General features: G+C 63.3%; 15 protein-coding genes. 7 read left to right on the forward strand and 8 right to left on the reverse strand.

Going from position 1 to position 21,019, the window contains the following annotated elements:
- Nucleotides 1-137 precede the first annotated feature (137 nt).
- Nucleotides 138-887, forward strand: coding sequence for a 23S rRNA (guanosine(2251)-2'-O)-methyltransferase RlmB (rlmB, locus tag B0O95_RS05500; RefSeq protein ID WP_104076985.1), 750 nt, complete (start codon nucleotides 138-140; stop codon nucleotides 885-887).
- A gap of 461 nt (nucleotides 888-1,348) precedes the next feature.
- A complete protein-coding gene (gene rpiA / locus B0O95_RS05505; protein ID WP_104076986.1) occupies nucleotides 1,349-2,047 on the forward strand; it encodes a ribose-5-phosphate isomerase RpiA in 699 nt (232 codons plus the stop codon).
- Nucleotides 2,048-2,157: 110 nt separating this feature from the next.
- Here the strand turns inward: rpiA and B0O95_RS05510 are convergent, their stop codons facing one another.
- Nucleotides 2,158-4,146, reverse strand: coding sequence for an ATP-binding cassette domain-containing protein (locus B0O95_RS05510; RefSeq protein WP_104076987.1), 1,989 nt, complete (start codon nucleotides 4,144-4,146; stop codon nucleotides 2,158-2,160).
- A 142-nt stretch (nucleotides 4,147-4,288) separates the two neighbouring features.
- Between B0O95_RS05510 and B0O95_RS05515 the strand changes: the two genes are divergently transcribed.
- Nucleotides 4,289-4,768: a glutathione peroxidase gene (locus B0O95_RS05515; RefSeq protein WP_104076988.1), complete on the forward strand. Its 480-nt coding sequence runs from the start codon at nucleotides 4,289-4,291 to the stop codon at nucleotides 4,766-4,768.
- 244 nt (nucleotides 4,769-5,012) lie between these two features.
- On the opposite strand, the gene B0O95_RS05520 is transcribed toward B0O95_RS05515, so the two are convergent.
- The 7 genes from B0O95_RS05520 to dapC all read right to left on the reverse strand — a co-directional run bounded on the left by B0O95_RS05520 (nucleotide 5,013) and on the right by dapC (nucleotide 13,212).
- Nucleotides 5,013-6,224: a porin gene (locus tag B0O95_RS05520; protein ID WP_104076989.1), complete on the reverse strand. Its 1,212-nt coding sequence runs from the start codon at nucleotides 6,222-6,224 to the stop codon at nucleotides 5,013-5,015.
- Nucleotides 6,225-6,887: 663 nt separating this feature from the next.
- Entirely contained in the window at nucleotides 6,888-8,333 is a 1,446-nt protein-coding gene (cls, locus tag B0O95_RS05525; RefSeq protein WP_104076990.1) for a cardiolipin synthase, read from the reverse strand.
- Between the two features lie 190 nt (nucleotides 8,334-8,523).
- A complete protein-coding gene (gene prmB / locus B0O95_RS05530) occupies nucleotides 8,524-9,417 on the reverse strand; it encodes a 50S ribosomal protein L3 N(5)-glutamine methyltransferase (protein ID WP_104077105.1) in 894 nt (297 codons plus the stop codon).
- 112 nt (nucleotides 9,418-9,529) lie between these two features.
- Complete coding sequence (dapE, locus tag B0O95_RS05535; RefSeq protein ID WP_104076991.1) at nucleotides 9,530-10,669, reverse strand: succinyl-diaminopimelate desuccinylase; 1,140 nt, start codon at nucleotides 10,667-10,669, stop codon at nucleotides 9,530-9,532.
- Between the two features lie 12 nt (nucleotides 10,670-10,681).
- Nucleotides 10,682-11,056: an ArsC family reductase gene (locus B0O95_RS05540; protein ID WP_104076992.1), complete on the reverse strand. Its 375-nt coding sequence runs from the start codon at nucleotides 11,054-11,056 to the stop codon at nucleotides 10,682-10,684.
- Nucleotides 11,057-11,884 carry a 2,3,4,5-tetrahydropyridine-2,6-dicarboxylate N-succinyltransferase gene (gene dapD / locus B0O95_RS05545; RefSeq protein WP_104076993.1) on the reverse strand — a complete coding sequence of 276 codons (828 nt, stop codon included), beginning with the start codon at nucleotides 11,882-11,884 and terminating at the stop codon, nucleotides 11,057-11,059.
- A gap of 68 nt (nucleotides 11,885-11,952) precedes the next feature.
- A complete protein-coding gene (dapC, locus tag B0O95_RS05550) occupies nucleotides 11,953-13,212 on the reverse strand; it encodes a succinyldiaminopimelate transaminase (protein ID WP_104077106.1) in 1,260 nt (419 codons plus the stop codon).
- 252 nt (nucleotides 13,213-13,464) lie between these two features.
- Between dapC and smc the strand changes: the two genes are divergently transcribed.
- The 4 genes from smc (at nucleotide 13,465) to def (ending at nucleotide 20,997) form a co-directional block, all read left to right on the forward strand.
- The gene (gene smc, locus B0O95_RS05555) at nucleotides 13,465-16,983 is read left to right on the forward strand and encodes a chromosome segregation protein SMC (RefSeq protein ID WP_104076994.1); all 3,519 of its coding nucleotides are present in this window, start codon (nucleotides 13,465-13,467) and stop codon (nucleotides 16,981-16,983) included.
- Nucleotides 16,984-17,022: 39 nt separating this feature from the next.
- Nucleotides 17,023-18,237, forward strand: a complete 1,215-nt coding sequence (locus tag B0O95_RS05560; RefSeq protein ID WP_104076995.1) for a cell division protein ZipA C-terminal FtsZ-binding domain-containing protein — start codon at nucleotides 17,023-17,025, stop codon at nucleotides 18,235-18,237.
- Nucleotides 18,238-18,430: 193 nt separating this feature from the next.
- Nucleotides 18,431-20,467: an NAD-dependent DNA ligase LigA gene (ligA, locus tag B0O95_RS05565; protein WP_104076996.1), complete on the forward strand. Its 2,037-nt coding sequence runs from the start codon at nucleotides 18,431-18,433 to the stop codon at nucleotides 20,465-20,467.
- Nucleotides 20,464-20,997 carry a peptide deformylase gene (gene def / locus B0O95_RS05570; RefSeq protein WP_104076997.1) on the forward strand — a complete coding sequence of 178 codons (534 nt, stop codon included), beginning with the start codon at nucleotides 20,464-20,466 and terminating at the stop codon, nucleotides 20,995-20,997. Before ligA ends, def begins: the two co-directional genes overlap by 4 nt.
- The last annotated feature ends 22 nt before the right edge of the window (nucleotides 20,998-21,019 follow it).

Below are 21,019 nucleotides of genomic sequence, written 5' to 3' on the forward strand. Positions count from 1 at the left end.
TCGGGACACAAGGCCGTCACGATACGGCGGCAATCGATGAAGGCGCCGCAGTCGGCGTGTTGGCTCTGCGCTCGGCTCCGGGGCGCGATGCTGTGGGCCGGCATCGCGCGCGCCGCACTTTTTTGAAAGCAGCGTTTATGGCACGTTTAAAGGTTCTATACGGATTCCATGCGGTTACGGCGCGCTTGCGTCATGATTCGTCCAGTATCGAAGAGATCTTGTACGATCCGACGCGGCGCGACCGCCGCATGCAGGATTTCCTGCAACTGGCGCAATCATCTGGGGTTCGATTGATTGCCGCCGAGGATGCACGGTTGCATGGCTTAGCCGGTACGCATCGGCACCAGGGTGTCGTTGCGCGCGCGACGGATCTACCGCTTGCGCAAAACTTGGCCGAGCTGCTCGACGTGCTGCCCGGGCCCGCGCTGCTGCTGGTGCTCGACGGGGTCACCGATCCGCATAATCTCGGCGCATGCCTGCGCGTGGCCGATGCGGCCGGCGCGCATGCGGTAATCGCGCCGCGTGATCGCGCGGTGGGACTTAATTCGACCGCTGCGAAGGTAGCCAGCGGCGCGGCCGAGACCGTGCCGTACATCACGGTAACCAACCTTGCCCGCACGCTGCGCGAGTTGAAGGACGCCGGCGTCTGGGTGATCGGCACGGCTGGCGACGCTCAGCGCAGCCTGTACGAGACCGCGCTCGATGGTCCAGTCGCACTGGTCATGGGCGCCGAAGGGGAGGGCATGCGCAGGTTAACGCGCGAGACTTGTGACGACTTGGTACACATCCCGATGATGGGTAGTGTAGACAGCCTGAACGTATCGGTTGCCAGCGGCATTGGCTTATTCGAGGCGGTCAGGCAGCGCAATCCCATCAAAAATCGATGATTTGCAGCGCGTATTACGGCTTTGATTAGAGACTGCGAATGTGTGCGCATGGGTGCATTGCGGCTGGGAGGTTCGCTGACAGTGTCGCAAGCCGCGTCTGCGTGCCGCACGTCTGACGCGAGTGAAGCAAAGCGACGGGGCCAGTCATAACGGCGGATACGTCACATCCGCTGCTGTTTGAGGGAACAGCAATTAGCAGCGTTCGAGGCTAAAACTCGAAATCAGACTTAACTGACGGGCGGCGTCACACCTACCGCCCGACTACATCATGCGGCCGATGACAGCGGATCCCGCTGATTGTGTGCCTCTTCCATTGGCGCTTCATAACACGGGTAGTCCGCGTTCGTGGAGAGGGCCCAGCGGCCAGTTCGGTGCTGCCGGCGACGATATGCATTGAATCGCGCCGCGGCCGCTCGGTTACACTATTGCGTTCCTCGTATTTTTTCTGCTGTATTTTCTAGATGACTCAAGACGAACTCAAACGGCTCGTCGGCCAGGCGGCCGCTGACTATGTGAACGAGCACGTGCCCGAAGGCGCGGTGATCGGCGTCGGGACTGGCTCGACCGCGAATTGCTTCATCGATGCATTGGCCGGCAGTCGCGAACGGTATCGCGGCGCAGTATCGAGTTCCGTTGCCACGACGAACCGGCTGCTATCGCACGGGTTTCGTGTATTCGAGCTGGGTGAGGTTGAATCGCTGCCGGTGTACGTCGACGGTGCGGACGAAATCGACCCGCATGGCGCGATGATCAAGGGCGGCGGCGGTGCGCTGACACGCGAAAAGATCGTCGCATCGGTCGCCGACGTATTCGTCTGCATCGCGGACGGCAGCAAGCTGGTGCCCACGCTCGGGGCGTTCCCGCTGCCGATCGAAGTGGTGCCGATGGCGCGTGTGGCGATCGGCCGCCGGATCGCGCAGGCGACCGGCGGCGTGCCGGTGTTGCGGGTGAAACAGGACGGCACGCCGTATATCACCGACAATGGCAATGAGATCATCGACGTCAAGGGACTCGCCATCGACGGCCCGGTGGCACTCGAGCGCGACGTGAACCAATGGCCCGGCGTCGTGACCGTTGGGCTGTTTGCCGCGCGCGGCGCCGACCTGTGTCTGATTGGCACCGAGCGGGGGGTGCAGCGCATCGACTACGCGCGGCGTTGAGCCGGATTGCGCACCGGTGACGCGGTGCGACATGCGGGGCGGTAGCGCGATGCAAGAGCGGGCACGCGGCGTACGACAGGCGACAACGCGCCGATTGCGCAATGTCGCGTTCAGCCGATTTGCTCCAGCGCCTCGTTCAATTCAAGCCATTCGGCCTCGAGCGTGGCAATCTGGTCCGCGACTTCGGCTTGGCGTTTCAATGCGTCGGTCAGTTTCGCCTTTTGCGACGGCTCGTAGCTGGTCGGCGCCGCGATGAGCGCGTCGAGCGACGCCCTCTCGGCGTTCAACGCGTCCATTTGGTGCTCGATCTTACCGATCTGGTTCTGCAGCGGTTTGCGCAGCTGTGCGGTCTTTTGGCGGGCTTGGGCATCCGCCCGGCGTTGCTCCTTGCGATTGATCGACGTGTCGGCACCGGCGAGGCCGGCCGTGTCGTTGCGCTGTGCCACGCCGGGGTCCGCTGTCTGCGCATTGGCCTGCGAGCCGGCCCGCTTTACCGCTTCGCGCTGCTCGGCCGCGTGCTGCAGCAGCCAGTCACGATAGTCGTCCAGGTCGCCGTCGAAGGATTGGATTCGATGCTGGGCGACCAGCATGAACTGGTCGGTGGTTGCGCGCAGCAAGTGCCGGTCGTGTGATACCAGGATCAGCGTACCTTCGAATTGGGCCAGCGCCATCGTCAATGCATGGCGTGTTTCAAGGTCCAGATGGTTGGTGGGCTCGTCCAGCAACAGCAGATTTGGGCGCTGCCAGACAATCAGCGCGAGCGCCAACCGGGCCTTTTCGCCGCCGGAAAATAGGCGGATCGGCGTGGTAGCCATTTCGCCGCTGAAGTTGAAGCTGCCCAAAAAGTCGCGCAACTCCTGCTCGCGCGTGTCCGGGGCGAGCCGTGCCAGATGCTGCAGGGGTGTGTCGTCCTCTCGCAACGTCTCCAGCTGGTGCTGCGCGAAGTATCCGATCGTCAATCCTTTTGCGTTGCGTACGACACCCCCGATCGGCGCTAGGGTGCCAGCCAGCGTTTTGATCAACGTCGACTTGCCTTGGCCGTTCGCGCCGAGCAAACCAATGCGCTGGCCACTCTGAATCGATACGTTGACGTCGTCGACGATTACAGCCGGTGCGTCGCCGCTGTCCGACGGATAACCGCAGCGAACCTGCTCCATCACGAGCATCGGGTTTGGTGCGCACGCGGGTTCGCGAAACTCGAAAGTGAGCGGTGACGACGCGTGCGCCGGCGCGATGCGCTCCATTTTTTCGAGTGCCTTCATCCGGCTTTGTGCTTGCCGAGCTTTCGTGGCCTTGGCCTTGAATCGGTCGATGAAGCTATGCAGGTGCGTAATCGTGCGCTGCTGCTTCTCGTATGCGCTTTGTTGTAACGCGAGCTGTTGTGCCCGCTGGACTTCGAATTGACTATAGTTACCACCGTAACGCTTGATCTGGCGTTGTTCCAGGTGCAGCGTGACATTGCATACCGAGTCGAGAAATTCCCGGTCGTGCGAAATGACGATCAGCGTGCCCGCGTAGCGATGTAGCCAGTCTTCGAGCCATACGATGGCGTCCAGGTCCAGGTGGTTCGTGGGCTCGTCCAGCAGCAGCAGGTCGGAGCGCGACATCAGCGCCTGCGCGAGGTTCAGCCGCATGCGCCAGCCGCCGGAGAAACTGGCGACCGACGCCAGCGTCTGTTCGAGCGTGAAGCCCAGGCCGAGCAATAGCGCTTGCGCGCGCGCTGGGGCCGAATAGCCGTCGACATCCGCCAGTGCCGCATGCGCGAGCGCTTGCTCGGCGCCATCGTCGTTGGCGCACGCCGCGGCGATACGTGCTTCGATGTCGCGCAATTGTGTGTCACCGTCCAACGTGTAGTCGAGCGCGCTGCGCTCGACCGCGGGCGTTTCCTGTGCCACATGCGCAATGCGCCATGAAGGCGGCAGCGCGAGTTCGCCGGCATCCGGCTGCAGTTGACCGCGTAAAAGGGCGAACAGCGTTGACTTGCCCGCGCCATTCGCGCCGATCAGGCCGGCTTTTTCACCCGGGTTCAGCGTGAAGGTTGCTCCTTCGAAAAGCGACTTCGTGCCGCGCGACAGACTGAGTTGGTTGAAGCGGATCACGGCAGGACCATCATGGGGATGCGTGGAAAGTCATTATTGTAGATCGGCCCGGCATCGGACAGTCGTGCATCCGGCCGATGCCGGGCAGTCCGGAGTTGCTCTACACTGCGAGTATTATCTCGTGTTCGTACAAGGAGTCCGGATGAGCCAGCTCTATTCATTTTCCGCTCGCTCGCTGCAGGGCGACGACATTCCGCTGGAGCGCTACCGCGGCAAGGTCCTGCTGATCGTCAACACCGCCAGCGAATGCGGGTTCACGCCCCAATATGCGGGGTTGCAGGCCTTATATGAGCGATATGCGGCGCGTGGCCTGGAGATACTGGGCTTTCCGTGCAACCAGTTTGGCAAGCAGGAGCCGGGCGACGCGCAGCAGATCGGCGCATTTTGCGAGAAAAACTACCAGGTCAAGTTCCCGATGTTTGACAAGATCGATGTGAACGGCGCCCATGCGCATCCGCTGTATCGCTATCTGACCGAGGAAGCGCCCGGCTTGCTCGGGACCGAGGCGATCAAGTGGAACTTCACCAAGTTCTTGATCGATCGCGAAGGCAGGCCGGTCAAGCGCTATGCGCCTGTCACCAAACCTGACGCGATCGAGCCGGATATTGAGAAGTTGCTTTGACGCGGCTGAACTTGTCAGCATACGTGCCGGTGCATCTTCTTGCATTTGTCGGCCGATGCACGTGATGGGAGGGTGACGACGACCGAGGGCTTCTGCCCACCGGCTAGCGGATGGTGAGACCATCGGTCAATCGCGTAATGCAGCTTTCTGTGCGGCTGCGTGTCCACGCGGACACGCAGCCATGTGGGCGCCGCTGCTGCCATTAACGAACAGCTGTCAGCGCTTCGATCAAGACCGTGACAACTTAGAACCGGTGCACGATCCCCGCGGCGGCGGCAAACTGACTTTGCGATGACGAGGGCGCAGCGTTCATCGCATCGCCGATCGACGCGGTGGCCTTGACCACGCCCGTGGTGCCGTCCGGTGCAACGGTAAACGTATTGCCGCTTGCCCGTTGGTAAGCCTGCACCATGTAGATACCGGTACGCTTTGACAGGCTATAGTACTGCGACAGATTGAACTGATTATACCGCGCTGCGTGTTCGATTCCGTTGGCCTTACTTGCGCGCGCATGGTTATAGCCGGCAGCGAGGTCCCACACCGGGCTCGGTTTCCAATGCAGCGCTACACCTGCCGCATTGAATGTGGCTTGATTATGAAAGCGCGACAGAATACCTGGCACGTACTGTGTGTTCGTATAAGAGAGCGAAACATCAAAGTCAGGCGTAAATTTCCACCCGCCTGTCACGCCGACGCGTTGTTGTGCCTGCGCGGTTTGATACCCATAGTTGATCGCCGACACGGGGGGCTTGCCGTTGGAGTTGGTCGCCGATTGCACGTCCCACTCGCCGCCGCCGACGGCGGCGTTATTGACGCGTTGGAATCCCGCAGCGATACCGAACGGTCCGTTGATATATTGCACGCCCGCACTCCACGTCGAACCACGGTACGCACTGCCGGGCACGCCCGCGAATGCATACGATCCTCCGAACTTCAGTCCATTGAGGTTGGGGGACATATAGACAATCGAACTGTTCGTGCGGTACGCCATATTAAGGGAGCTGATGTCACCCGGGTGCGAGCCGTACGCCGTGAGCCACGTCGTCGGGCTATATGGCGCGAGCAATGTGTAATAGGCTGTATATTGGCGGCCTGCTGTCACGGTCCCGAACTCAGGATGCGCCATGCCCACGAATGCCTGCCGACCGAACTGAGCGTTTTTTTCGAATAGGGCGTCACCATTTGCGCCGTTGAAACCGGCTTCTAGCGTGAATAGGGCCTTCAGCCCGCCGCCAAGATCTTCGTCGCCCTTGAAGCCGATGCGGTTGCCTAACCAGACGCCGTGGGCCATCTTGATGGCCGACCGTCCGCCATTGATCGAGCCCGGCGCTGTCTGGCTAGTTTGATAGCCAATTCCGTTGTCCACGGCCCCATATAACGTGACGTTGCTTTGTGCCCAAGCGGCATTCGCGGCAAGGCCACTGAAGGCCACAATGGTCATCGCTCGCTTTTTCATTGGTTCTCCTTTTTTGCAGCTGACGCTGGTCGCGCGCTGCGTGTGGCGGTTCGGTTTGGACGGATTGAAGCCGTCAAAACGCAAGCTCGGCGGCAGCCTGTCCCGGACCTGACCACCCGGCAGGGCTGCACGCTACTTTGTGTCCGGCCATTCGACGGACCGGACAGTCTTAATGGTAAGTGGCAAAAAGTACGGCGTTTCGTGCGGATGGCTTGTTTAAAGCGGAATCTGGCGGCCAACGTACAGATATCAGGAAAAGATTGCGGTTCAGCAAACACTTTGCGGCGTGACACTAAAGTCATCCGGGATCACGCCGTCAAAGGACGGTAATGTCGGCATTTCGAAGATTGATCCGATGGGTCGATTAGTGTGAACAATGCAATCAAATTCGTAGTCGTTACTATGAATTTTGGAGCAGTGAGCATGATGAAGCTAGCATTGAAATTGCTTTTGGCCGCCACGTTCCTACTGTTGATGTTCAGCAGCGCCATGTATGGATTGGCTCGTTGAACCAGTCGATCCATGCATGCGACGATGGGTCAGGGTCACCGTAAAAGCCTGGAGGCGTTTAAGTCGGCACACGATGGTCTGTCGTGGGCGACCGTGTGGTGGCTGGCTTCGATTGCGTACCGGTTACCCGGTCATCACATCGAGCCCGCGTCGCTATAGAATCGGCGCGAACAGCCGCGCGACGTGCATCGCCATGCGCCGCCACGCCGGCGTGCGCGCGTGTTCGCTGGTTTGGACCGGATCAGACAACGCGAAATCGGCCTCGAGCATGGCCGCGACCTCTGCGGCAAACGTGGAATCGACAGTCAATAGCATGATCTCGAAGTTCAGGCGAAATGACCGATTATCGAGGTTCGCACTGCCGATCGCGGCGGCGACACAATCGATTAGCACAACCTTTTGGTGAAGGAAGCCGGGGCGATAGCGGAAGACCTGGATGCCCGCATGCACCATGTCATGCGCGTACAGTCGGGAGGCTTCGAAAACGACGATATGATCGCGGCGCGACGGAATCAGCACGCGCACGTCGACGCCGCGCATCACGGCGAGCCTGAGGGCGGCGAATACGGCCTCATCGGGTATCAAGTAAGGGCTGGTGATCCAGATGCGCTCGCGGGCCGCATGAATCGCTGCGACGAAGAACAGCGAGCAGGTTTCCTGACGGTCGGCCGGACCGCTGGCGATGACCTGACAATGCATGTTGCCACCGCACGGGCGGATGGGTGGCGTGGTACGGGGCAGCCGCTGCGTGGCCCAGAACCAATCCTCGACAAACACGAATTCGATTTGCTTCACCACGGGCCCACGCACTTCAACGTGCGTATCACGCCACGGCGATAACGGTGGTTTGCCACCCAGGTATTCGATACCGACGTTGTGGCCGCCAACGAATGCGCGTTCGCCATCGACGACGACGATTTTGCGGTGATTGCGGAAATTGAGTTGGAAGCGGTTGACGAAGCGGCGGTTGGTGGCGAACGCATGCACCTGCACGCCGCCGGCACGCAGCGCACTGACGTAGGCCACCGGCAGGTCGATACTGCCGATGCTGTCATACAGCAAATGCACCTGCACCCCTTGTGCCGCCTTGGCCAGCAGTGCATCGCGCAGCATGTCGCCGACTGTGTCGGCCCGAATGATGAAGAACTGGATGAGCACGTAGTGACGTGCCGCGTCGATTGCGTCGAAGATCGCCGCAAACGTCGCCTCGCCGTTGACCAGCGTGCGCACGTGGTTGCCGGCCAAAAACGGCATGCGCGCGAGCGACGACAGTGCGGTGATCGTCTGTACGTCCAGCCGATCGACCGGCGCGCTGTCCAGCGCGTCGGATTGCGTGCCGATGTCGCCGACCAGGTCCAAACGCCGCTCCCGGATCGCCTCGTACTCGACGCGTCGCGCGTCGACATAACCCTCGAAACGGCTACGCCCCAGGAAAAGGTACGGAACCAGCGTCAGGTAGGGCATTGCGACGAGCGAAACCGCCCACGCGATCGCCCCTTGCGACGTACGCGTGTGGAGAATCGCATGGCAGGCGGCGATGACGCCGAGCACATGCGCACAAGCGACCCATGTACCGAGATGGAGCCAATCCAGTTGCATGAAGGAAAGCGAGCCGATGACGGCTCGCGCAGTGCGGCATGCGTTGCATCTTACCTGTCATGGCCTTTTTTCGGCAGTGCCGATGTGGTGTGCATGCCGCAACGGCGCGTGTATCGGGGCGATGTGGCGCCGCAGCGTGCGGTTGCGTCTTTTGTTCAGCGGTGCTGTATCATGACAGGGCTGTCTTGCATCATGATTTGCGACGCGGCAGGTCTGCCGCACGCAGCAAGAAGACGCTGTCGTCGCCGGCATGGGTCGGCAGCCACGTCAGCGGCAGGCCGCCGAACGCGGCTTCGACGTGGTGCCGCTCGTTGCCGATCTCGACGACCAGCAGGCCGTCGTCGGTCAGCCAGTCGCGCGCGGCGCCGATGATCCGGCGCACGATGTCCATGCCATCGGAGCCCCCCGCCAGCGCCATGGCCGGTTCATGGCGATATTCGGCGGGCAATGCCTGCATCGACGCCTCGTTGACATAAGGCGGGTTGGCCAGAATCAAATCGTACCGGCGTGGCGGCAGCGGCTCGAACAGGTCGCCTTCGAATAGCGTGATCCGCTCATTCAAGTCGTAGTCATCGACGTTGCGCTGCGCCACCTGCAGCGCATGCGCCGACAGATCGACCGCGTCGATCTCGGTGTAGGGGAATGCGTCGGCCGCCATGATCGCAAGGCAGCCAGAGCCGGTGCACAACTCGAGCACCGCGCCTTGTTCGTCGGGCGTGTCGATCCACGGCGACAACCGCTCGAGCAGTAACTCACCGATGAGCGAACGCGGCACGATCACGCGCTCGTCGACATGGAAGCGATAGCCGTGCAGCCAAGCTTCGTGTGTCAGATAGGCGGCCGGTAACCGCTGCGTGACGCGCCGCTCGATGATGTCGAGTACCGCGCCGATTTCGTCGTCCAGCAGACGCGCATCAAGGAATGGGTCCAGCGTGTCGAGCGGCAGGTGCAGCGTATGGAGCACTAGATACGCGGCTTCATCATAAGCGTTTGCGTTGCCGTGGCCGAAGGCCAATTGAGCCTGGTTGAAGCGGGTGACCGCGTAGCGCAACAAGTCGCGGACGGTCGAAAACGAATGATTCATGGTAAGCGACGGCATGAGCGCCGGGTTGAGCGTTGGCGGGTAGGAAGGGGCGCGGCGGCGTCAGGCCGGGCTGGGGTTGGCGCCGCCACGGTAGCGCCAACCGCCCCGTACATCATGCAACGAGACGCTCCAGTACACCCCGATACACGTTTTTCAGCGGCTCAATGTGGGCCAACTCAATATGTTCATCGACCTTGTGAATCGACGCGTTACACGGGCCAAACTCGATGACTTGCTTGCAGATCCGCGCAATGAAGCGGCCATCGGAGGTGCCGCCGGTGGTCGAGAGCGCGGGGCGTATGCCGGTCTCGGCCTCGATCGCCTGCTCGAGCGCGTTGGACAGCTCGCCGCGCGGTGTCAGGAACGGCATGCCGCTCAGGTTCCACGTCAATTCGTAGTCCAGCCCGTGGGCGTCGAGGATCGCGTGCACGCGCGCTTTCAACTCGTCGGGCGTCGTCGCGGTCGAGAAGCGGAAGTTGAAGTCGACGCTTGCACTGCCCGGGATGATATTAGTTGCGCCAGCTCCGGCATGCAGGTTCGATACCTGCCATGTGGTCGGCGGGAAGTACTCGTTGCCCTGGTCCCATGCTACGCGCACGAGGTCAGTCAGCGCGGGGGCGAGCAGGTGCACCGGATTCTTGGCCAGGTGTGGGTACGCGATATGACCCTGTATGCCACGTACGGTCAACGTACCGGACAGCGAACCGCGTCGCCCGTTCTTCACCGTGTCGCCGAAGCGATCGCCGGAGGTTGGCTCGCCGACCACGCAGTAGTCCAGGCGCTCGCCGCGCGCTTCGAGTCGTTCGACCACCTTGACCGTGCCGTAGCGCGCTGGTCCTTCCTCATCGCTGGTGATCAGCAGGCCGATCGAGCCGCGGTGCCGCGGATAGGCGGCGACGAACTCTTCGGCCGCGACGACAAAGGCGGCCAGCGACGCCTTCATGTCAGCCGCGCCGCGTCCGTACAGCCGGCCGTCACGTTGCATCGGAACGAATGGATCGCTGCTCCATTGCTCGAGCGGCCCGGTCGGCACCACGTCGGTATGGCCGGCGAACGCCAGCAGCTTGCCCGCCGGGCCGTCAGCGCCGCGCTTGAGTGCCCACAGGTTGGTGACACCGCCCTCGGCGATGGTTTCACAGTTGAAACCGAGCGCCACGAGGCGCTCGGTCATCAATGCCTGGCAGCCTTCGTCCTCGGGCGTGACGGACGCACAGCCAATCAGGGCCTCGGTTAGGGCAAGCGTGCGGCTCATAGGCAGGAAAGGTCAGAACAGCGTTTGATACTGGTCGGCCGAGAAGCCGACCGCTTTAATGCCGTCGTCGGCCACGACCACGGGACGCTTGATCACCGACGGCTTGTCGATCATCAATGCGATGGCGCCGTCAGTCGTGCCGGCCGCCGCCTTTTGCTCGTCGCTGAGCGCGCGCCATGTGGTGCCGCGCCGGTTCACGAGCGTGTCCAGCGGCACTTGGGCGAGCCAGCCGCGCAGCAATGCGGCGTCGACGCCGGCCTTTTTGACGTCGTGGAACGCGTACGTGACACCGTGCGCGTCGAGCCAGTCGCGCGCCTTTTTCACGGTGTCGCAGTTTGGGATACCGTAGACGGTCAGCGCGTTGCCGCGCGACTTGCTGGCGGCCATTCAGTCGCCCCGTAGCAGTTCGTTGATGCCGACTTTCGAACGGGTCTTGGCATCGACTTTCTTAACGATCACCGCGCAGTACAGGCTGTATTTGCCGTCAGCCGACGGCAGGTTGCCGGCCACGACGACAGAGCCCGGCGGCACGCGGCCGTACATGACTTCACCGGTCTCGCGATCATAGATTTTCGTGCTTTGGCCGAGATAAACGCCCATCGAGATGACCGAGTTCTCCCCGACGATCACGCCCTCGACCACTTCGGAGCGCGCGCCGATGAAGCAGTTGTCCTCGATGATCACCGGATTGGCCTGCAGCGGCTCGAGCACGCCGCCGATGCCGACCCCGCCGGACAGATGAACGTTTTTGCCGATCTGCGCGCACGAGCCGACGGTGGCCCACGTGTCGACCATCGTGCCTTCATCGACGTATGCACCGATGTTGGTGTACGACGGCATCAGCACGACGTTCTTCGCGATATACGAGCCGCGGCGCGCGATCGCCGGCGGCACGACACGAAAGCCCCCGGCGGCGAAGTCCTCGGGCGTATAGTTCGCGAACTTGGACGGCACCTTGTCGTAGAACTGCGAGTAGCCGCCGGCGGCCATCGGCACATTATCCTCGAGCCGGAACGACAGCAGCACCGCCTTTTTCAGCCATTGGTTGACGACCCAGTCGCCCTCTTTCTTTTCTGCCACGCGAAGCGTGCCGCGGTCCAGCTCGCCGATCACATGCGCGACAGCCTCGCGGATGTCGGCGGGGGCGGACTTCGATGACAGCTCGGCGCGGTTTTCCCAGGCGGTGTCGATGATTTGCTGCAATGGTTGCGACATGGCTTGATGACTCGAATATGGTTGGTATCGATGCAATGCTTGCGCGCCGTGCGGTAGGCGTCGGCGCGCTACAGGCTTTGGCAGAATTGGACGATGCGCCGCGCGCCTTCGACGCATTCGGCGCTGTCCGCGACCAGCGCGATGCGCACGTAATCGCGTCCCGGGTTGGCGCCGTGCGCGGTGCGCGCGAGATACGAGCCTGGCAGGACGGTGACATTATAGTCGGCGTATAAGCGTCGCGCGAATGTGCAATCGTCCAACCCGGTGCGCGACACCCGCGCCCACAGGTAAAACCCCGCGTCGGGCATCGTGACATCCAGCACGTCGGCCAGCATCGGGGTGACGGTGCCGAACTTCTCGACGTACTGCCGGCGGTTGTCGCACACGTGCTGCTCGTCGCCCCACGCAGCGATGCTCGCGGCCTGGTAGACGGGGCTCAATGCCGAACCGTGATAAGTACGGAACAACAGGAAGCGCTTCAGGATCGATGCGTCGCCGGCAACGAACCCGGAGCGCATGCCCGGCACATTCGAGCGCTTGGACAGGCTGGAGAACATTACGATGCGCTCGAAGCCGCGGCCCAGTGCATGGGCGGCCTGCAGCGCGCCGAGCGGCGGATTGCATTCGTCGAAGTAGATTTCGGAGTAGCACTCGTCGGACGCAATCGTGAAACCGAAGCGCTCGGACAGCGCGAAAATCTCCCGCCAGTCATCCAGGCTCAACACGGCGCCGGTCGGATTGCCCGGCGAGCACACGTACAGCAGCTGCGTGCGTGCCCAGACATCATGCGGCACCGTGCCGTAATCGCATACGTAGTGGCGGGCCGGATCGCTGTTCACGTAGTACGGTTGCGCGCCGGCGAGCAGCGCCGCACCTTCGTAGATCTGATAGAACGGATTCGGGCACAGCACGACCGGCGGCCCGCCCGCGTCGCTTGCACGGCTCGCGTCGACGACCGTTTGTGCGAACGCGAATAGCGCCTCGCGTGAGCCGGCCACCGGCAACACGTCGGTGGCCGGGTCCACCGACGGCAATCCATAGCGGCGTTGCAGCCACGCTGCGATCGCGTGCCGCAACGGCAGCGTGCCGGCGGTCGCGGGGTACGACGCCAATCCATCGAGCGACGCGCGGACAGCCTCGCGAACCAGCGCCGGCGTCGGATGCTTCGGCTCACCGATGCCGAAACTGATCGGCGCGTGGGCCGGCGAAGGCGTCACGCCGTCGAACAGCGCGCGCAGCTTTTCAAATGGATACGGTTGCAGCAGGTCGAGACGCGGATTCACTGGCAGGCCTTTGTGGCGACGTCGGGCATGGCGTCGGGCTGCCATGTCGACAATGAGGACAGGCGCCGCCGCACCGGTGCACGCGGCCGCCGCGTTGAACTCGGGTTGATTCACAAACGCATAATTATAGCGTGCCTGCGTGCGCGGGCGTGCCGCTTGCACACCACACTGCGTGATGAATGGCCCAAGCCGGTTTGGACCGCCAATCGGCGATGGTATGATTGGCCCCGAACGTCCGGGTGCCGCATGGGTGCCGCGCGGACTCCATGCAATCTCTCTAGAACAGCGAATATCGCCGTGCGTCTGACCTCGATCAAGCTCGCTGGCTTCAAGTCCTTCGTCGATCCTACCCATTTCCAGGTGCCCGGCCAGCTCGTTGGTGTCGTCGGCCCCAATGGCTGTGGCAAGTCGAACATCATCGACGCGGTGCGCTGGGTGCTTGGCGAATCGCGCGCGTCCGAGTTGCGCGGCGAATCGATGCAGGACGTGATCTTCAATGGCTCGACTGCGCGCAAGCCGGCCAGTCGCGCCAGCGTCGAGTTGGTGTTCGACAACGGCGACGGGCGGGCGGCGGGCCAATGGAGCCAATACGCGGAAATCGCGGTCAAGCGCGTGCTCACGCGTGACGGTACGTCCAGCTACTACATCAACAACCTGCCGGCGCGTCGGCGCGACATCCAGGATATCTTTCTAGGCACGGGCCTGGGCCCGCGCGCGTACGCGATCATCGGCCAAGGCATGATCGCGCGGATCATCGAGGCCAAACCCGAGGAGTTGCGTGTCTTCCTGGAGGAGGCGGCCGGCGTGTCCAAATATAAGGAGCGGCGCCGGGAGACGGCGAACCGCCTGCACGACACGCGTGAAAACCTGACTCGCGTCGAAGATATCGTGCGCGAACTCGGCACGAATTTGGACAAGCTCGAGGGGCAGGCCGTGATCGCGCAGCAGTTCAAGGCGTTGCAGGCCGAGGGCGAGGAAAAGCAGCGACTGCTGTGGCTGCTGCGCAAGAACGAGGCGCAGGCCGAACAGGAGCGCCAGCAGCGGGCGATCGGCGCCGCGCAGGTCGAGCTTGAGGCACAGACGGCGAGGCTGCGCGAAGTCGAGGCGCAACTGGAGACGATGCGCGTTGCGCACTACGCGGCTAGCGATGCGATGCAGGGCGCGCAAGGGGCGCTGTACGAGGCCAATGCCGAGGTCAGCCGGCTGGAAGCGGAGATCAAATTCATCGTCGAGTCGCGCAGTCGTGTGCAGAACCAAATCGCGGCGCTCACCGCGCAGCGGGATCAGTGGCAGAGGCAGGCCGAGAAGGCGCGCGACGAGTTGGCCGACGCGCACGGGTTGCTTGCCGAGGCCGAGGAGCGGGCGGCGCGCACGCAGGACGACGCGGCTGCGCAAAACGATGCGCTGCCGGCGTTGGAAGCGCGGTGGCGCGATGCGCAGGCCAAGCTTAATGATGAGCGGGGTGCGATCGCGCAAGCGGAGCAATCGTTGAAGCTGGAGGCGACGCACCAGCGCAACGCCGACCAGCAACTGCAGCAGTTGCAGATGCGACTGGAGCGCCTGAGGAGCGAGCGGCAGGGACTGGACGCGCCGGATGAGGCGCAACTCGAGGAACTGCGCATACAGTTGGCCGAGCACGAGCAGATTCTGGACGATGCGCAACAACGGCTCGCCGACGCGCAACAGCAGGTGCCGCAGCTAGACGAGGCGCGCCGTGCTGCGCAGGAGCGCGTGCAACAGGAAAACGCGCGGATCCACCAGCTCGATGCACGCTTGACCGCGCTCAAGCAGTTGCAGCAAAACGTGCAGACTCAGGGCAAGCTCCAGCCGTGGCTGGACAAGCACGAACTGGCCGCGCTGCCGCGCCTGTGGAAGAAGCTGCACATCGAGCCCGGCTGGGAAATAGCGCTGGAATCGGTCCTGCGCGAGCGACTGGCCGCGCTCGAAGTCTCGAATCTGGACTGGGTCAACGCGTTCGCCACCGACGCGCCGCCGGCCAAACTCGCGTTCTATGCGCCGCCGCCGGCCGGCAAGCCGCTGCAGACGCCGGCCGGACTGCGGCCGTTGTTGGCGCTGCTGCGCATCGATGACCCGGGACTGCGCGCGGTGCTGGGCGACTGGCTCGCCAATGCGTTCGTGGCCGACGATCTCAGCCAGGCACTCGCCGCGCGCACCCAGCTGCCGGAGGGCGGATGCTTCGTCATTCAGGCCGGCCATCTGGTTACCCGCGTCGGCGTGCAACTGTACGCAGCCGATTCCGAGCAGGCCGGCATGCTCGCACGACAACAGGAAATCGACAATCTCGGGCGTGAGGTTCGCGCTCAGGCGCTATTGGCGGATGAAGCACGTGGTGCCGCGGTGCGCGCCGAGGCCGCGCATACGCAGGCCACGCAGGCGCTGGCCGACGCGCGGGCACAGGTCGAACGTGCGACGCAGCGGGTGCATGCATTGCAACTGGACGTGCTTAAGCTGACCCAGGCGCACGAGCGTTACACGCAGCGCAGCGCGCAGATCGGCGAGGAACTCGACGAGATCGCCGCGCAGATCGACGAGCAACGGGCACTGCGCAGCGAGTCCGAGAGCAATTTCGAGCGTTTCGACACCGAGCTGGCCGAGTTGCAGGCGCGCTTCGAAGAAGGGCAACTGGCGTTCGAGGCGCTCGACGAGACGTTGTCAGACGCACGCCAGAAGTCACGGGAGTTGGAGCGCGCGGCGCAGGATGCGGTCTATGCGCAGCGCAATGTCGCCGCCCGTATCGACGAACTCACGCGCAGCATCCAGGTCGCGCTGGAGCAGGACGAGCGGGTTGCCGGTGCGCTGGAAGAGGCGCGCGCCGAACTGGAGACGATCAACGAGCAAACGGCCCATACCGGGTTGCAGCAAGCGCTGGCATTGCGCAGCGAGCGTGAGCAGGCGCTGCAGGCGGCGCGAGCCGAACTCGATGCGCTGACCGGACAATTGCGGCAGGCCGACGAGCAGCGCCTGGCCGCAGAGCGCTCGCTGCAGCCGCTGCGCGACAAGATTACCGAGTTGCAGCTCAAGGAGCAGGCGGCACGGCTCAATCGCGAGCAGTTCGTCGAGCAACTGGAAGCAGCCGGCGTCGACGAGGCGGCGTTGCAAGCCAAGCTCGGCGCGGACATGAAGCCATCCTACCTGCAGGGCGAGGTGACGCGGATCAATCATGCTATCACCGCGCTTGGCCCGGTGAATATGGCGGCGTTGGACGAACTGAGCGCGGCCCGCGAACGCAAGCAGTTCCTGGATGCGCAGTCGGCCGACCTGCAGCACGCGATCGAGACGCTCGAGGACGCCATCCGCAAGATCGACGAGGAGACGCGGGCGCTGTTGCAGGGCACCTTCGACGAGGTCAACCGGCATTTCGGCGAACTGTTCCCGCGCTTGTTCGGCGGTGGGCAGGCCAAGCTGATCATGACGGGCACGGAGATCCTCGATGCCGGCGTACAGGTGATGGCGCAGCCGCCAGGCAAAAAAAATTCCACAATCCACCTGCTGTCCGGCGGCGAAAAGGCGCTGACCGCGACGGCATTAGTGTTTGCGATGTTCCAGCTTAATCCGGCGCCATTTTGCTTGCTGGATGAGGTTGATGCGCCGCTGGACGACGCCAATACCGAACGCTTCGCGAACTTGGTGCGGGCGATGTCGGACAAAACGCAGTTCCTGTTCATCTCGCACAATAAGATCGCGATGGAAATGGCCCAGCAGTTGATCGGCGTGACGATGCAGGAACAAGGCGTGTCGCGGATCGTCGCGGTCGATATGGAAACGGCCGCGGGCTTCGCGCAGAACGCTGGGTAATGGACAGCAACACGAATAAGCTTTGCTGATGGAGTCTGCATGGATGAATTGACGCTCGGATTGATAGGTGCGGGCGCAGTGGTGGTGACCGGCGTGGTCGCGTATAACGCGTGGCAGGCGGCTAAGTTACGCCGCAGAATGCCCCGGCCGATGCCGGACGATGCTGCGGCGGAGCTGGCGCGCACCCCTGACGCGAACGAGGAACGGCCGTTCATCGAGCCCGCGGCCCCGGGCGCACGCCGCGAGCCCGGGTTTGGCGCGGATCAAGCCGGGGCGCGCCGCGAACCGAGTTTCGGACCGTCGGCGGCGGCGCCCGATACGCCGATCGATCTGCAGGCAGAAGGCGGCAGCGCCGCGCAGGCCGAGCCGCCCGCCGCGGACGACGGGCAGCAGGAGCCGATCATGCCGGCTGCGACGACAATCAATGCCGCGCCGCCGGCGCTTGTGGATCGGCGTATCGACTGCGTGGTCCCGATCCGCATCGCCGCGCTGGTCGCCGCTGAGAAGGTGCTGCCGCTCGCGCAACGGTTGCGGCGTGCCGGCGCCAAGCCGGTGTTCATCGAGGGCAAGGCCGAAGGTGGCGAGCACTGGGCGTTGCTGCAGCCGGGCGGCCGGTACCACGAGTTGCGAGCGGCGGTGCAACTGGCCAACCGCAACGGGCCGCTGAACGAGTTGGAATTTTCGGAGTTCGTGTCCGGCGTGCAGGCTTTCGCCGATGCGCTGGATGGCGCGCCTGAATTTCCGGACATGATGGAAACGGTGTCGATGGCACGCGAACTGGACGGATTCGCCGCGCAATGCGATGCCCAATTGTCAGTCAACGTGTTGTCCGACGGCGCGCCGTGGTCGGCCAACTATGTGCAGGCCATCGCGTCGCAGGACGGATTGTTGCTGTCGCGCGATGGCACGCGGTTCGTCAAGCTCGACGCCAAGCAGAACCCGGTATTCATGCTGCAGTTCGGCGACACCAATTTCCTGCGTGACGACCTGACATACAAGGGCGGCACGATGATCACGCTGCTGTTGGACGTGCCGGTGGCCGACGAGGACATCTTGCCGTTCCGGCTGATGTGCGACTACGCGAAGTCGCTTGCGCAGCGCATCGGCGCTCGGGTCGTCGACGACCAGCGCCGGCCGCTACCCGAGACGGCGCTGGCGGCGATCGATACGCAACTGATGACGCTGTACGCGAAGCTGGAGCAGGCGGGTATTCCCGCCGGCTCGCCGGTGACCCGACGGTTGTTCAGCAATTGAGCGGCCCGGCGCGCCGGCGGCCGTTGGCGCCCGCCAGTCGGTGAGGAGGTGCTCGGCGCGGCACCTGCGCGAGCCCGGTGCATGGCGCCGGGTTTTTTATTAGTGCCGTCCTGTAATAGCGCTTCCGGCGGATGCCGCCGCGTGGGGCTTGCTGCGATAATTTCACCATGAATAACCGATTTTCATATCACGCATGATGTTTCCGCCATCCGCCGACCGTCCGGCTGAGCGCGCCGTCTGGCTGCGCATGGAGCTTGATCGCGCCAATCACGCGTATTACGTGCTCGACCGACCGGAGATCCCCGATGCCGAGTATGACAAGTTGTTCAAGGAGCTCGAGCAGATCGAGGCGGACCATCCAGATCTGATCACGCCCGACTCGCCCACGCAACGTGTCGGTGGTGCGGTCGCCGAAGGTTTTGCGCCTATCGTTCACGACGTGCCGATGCTGTCGCTGAACAATGGGTTCGAGGACAGCGCCGTCGATGCGTTCGACAAGCGCGTCAGTGATGCATTGCAGCACGGTGACGTCGAATACGCGTGCGAGCTAAAGTTCGATGGCCTGGCGATCTCGCTGCGGTATGAGAACGGCCGTTTCGTGCAGGCGTCCACGCGTGGCGACGGCACGACTGGTGAAGACGTGACCGCGAACGTGCGGACCATTCGGTCACTGCCATTGACGCTCAGCGGCGACGCGGTGCCGAAAGTCATCGATGTGCGCGGCGAAGTGCTGATGTTCAAGCGCGATTTTGAGCGACTCAACGAGCGGCAGCGCGAGGCGGGCCAGCGTGAATTCGCGAACCCGCGCAACGCGGCGGCCGGCAGTCTCCGGCAGCTTGATTCGAGGATTACCGCGAAGCGTCCATTGTCGTTTTTCGCATACGGTATTGGCGTGCTCGATGGCGTGCCGATGCCGGACACGCATTCGGCACTGCTTGACTGGTATGTCAGCATGGGCCTGCCGGTGAATCAGGAGCGGGCGGTGGTCCGTGGCGCGGCGGGTCTGCTCGCATTCTTTCGCGGCGTGGGCGCGCGCCGCACGTCGCTGCCGTACGACATCGACGGCGTCGTCTACAAGGTTAACCGCCGTGACGAGCAGGACCGGCTCGGTTTCGTGTCCCGTGCGCCGCGTTTTGCGCTGGCGCACAAGTTTCCGGCCGAGGAAGCGCTGACCCGGTTGCTGGCGATCGAGGTGCAGGTCGGCCGTACCGGTGCGATCACGCCCGTTGCGCGGCTCGAGCCGGTCTTCGTCGGTGGCGCCACGGTGACCAATGCGACGCTGCACAATGAAGACGAGGTACGTCGCAAGGATATCCTGATCGGGGACACCGTCATCGTGCGCCGCGCCGGCGACGTGATTCCGGAAGTGGTCGGTGCCATCAAGGAGCGCCGGCCGGCCGATGCGCGGCCTTTCATGATGCCAACCCACTGCCCGGTTTGTGGCTCCGCAATCGAACGGCTGCCGGACGAGGCAATCGCGCGATGCACGGGCGGATTGGTCTGCGCTGCCCAGCGCAAGCAGGCGTTGTGGCATTTCGCGCAGCGGCGCGCACTCGACATCGATGGGCTCGGTGAGAAGATCATCGATCAATTGGTCGAGCAGAACCTGATCCGTACGCCTGCGGACCTGTTCAACCTCGGCTTTGCGACGGTGGCGCAACTGGACCGTTTCGCGGATAAGTCCGCGCAAAACCTGATTGACTCGTTGGCGCGCGCGCGACATACGACGTTGCCGCGGTTCATCTATGCGCTGGGCATTCGACACGTGGGCGAGGCGACCGCAAAGGACCTGGCCCGGCATTTCGGCTCGCTCGATGCGTTGATGGACGCTAGCGAGGAGGCGCTGCTCGAGGTCAACGACGTCGGCCCCGTGGTCGCGGAGGCGATCCGCCATTTCTTCTCGGAGCCGCATAACCGGATGGTGATCGAGCAACTGCGTGTAGCCGGCGTGCAGTGGCCCGAGGGGCCGCCGGCACCCCGGAAACCAGCCGGGCCGCTCGCCGGCATGACGGTGGTGCTGACTGGCACGTTGCCGACCCTGTCCCGCGAGGCAGCGAAGGAGATGCTGGAGGCCGCCGGCGCGAAGGTCGCGGGATCGGTGTCGAAGAAGACGAATTACGTGGTGGCCGGAACCGACGCAGGCAGCAAGCTGACGAAGGCCGAGGAGTTGGGCATTTCGATCGTGGACGAAGAAGGGATGCGTAGGCTTTTAGAGGGTGAACAGCAATGATCCACGAAATTCTCAAAATGGGCGACCCGCGTCTGTTGCGCATTGCGAAACCGGTGGACAAGTTCGATACGCCAGAATTGCATCAACTGATCCAAGACATGTTCGAGACGATGCGCGCGGCCAACGGCGCGGGATTGGCCGCGCCGCAGATCGGCGTGGATCAGCAGGTCGTGATCTTTGGCTTCGGGCAGAACGCGCGCTATCCGGATGCGCCGGCCGTACCGGAGACCGTGCTGATCAACCCGATGATCACCCCCGTTTCGCTGGACATGGAAGAGGAATGGGAAGGCTGCCTGTCGGTGCCGGGGCTGCGGGGCATTGTCAGCCGCCTGTCGATGATCCGGTATGAAGGTCATGACCAGTACGGCCAGCCGATCGACCGTGTCGCTGAGGGGTTTCATGCGCGGGTAGTCCAGCATGAGTGCGATCATCTGATCGGCAAGCTGTATCCGATGCGGATTACCGATTTTTCGAACTTTGGTTTTACCAAAGTGCTGTTCCCGGACCTGGATCCTTTGTCCGACGATTGACCAGGCCCGCGTCGCCGACGGG

Source organism: Mycetohabitans endofungorum (assembly GCF_002927045.1).
Taxonomy (GTDB): Bacteria; Pseudomonadota; Gammaproteobacteria; order Burkholderiales; family Burkholderiaceae; genus Mycetohabitans; species Mycetohabitans endofungorum.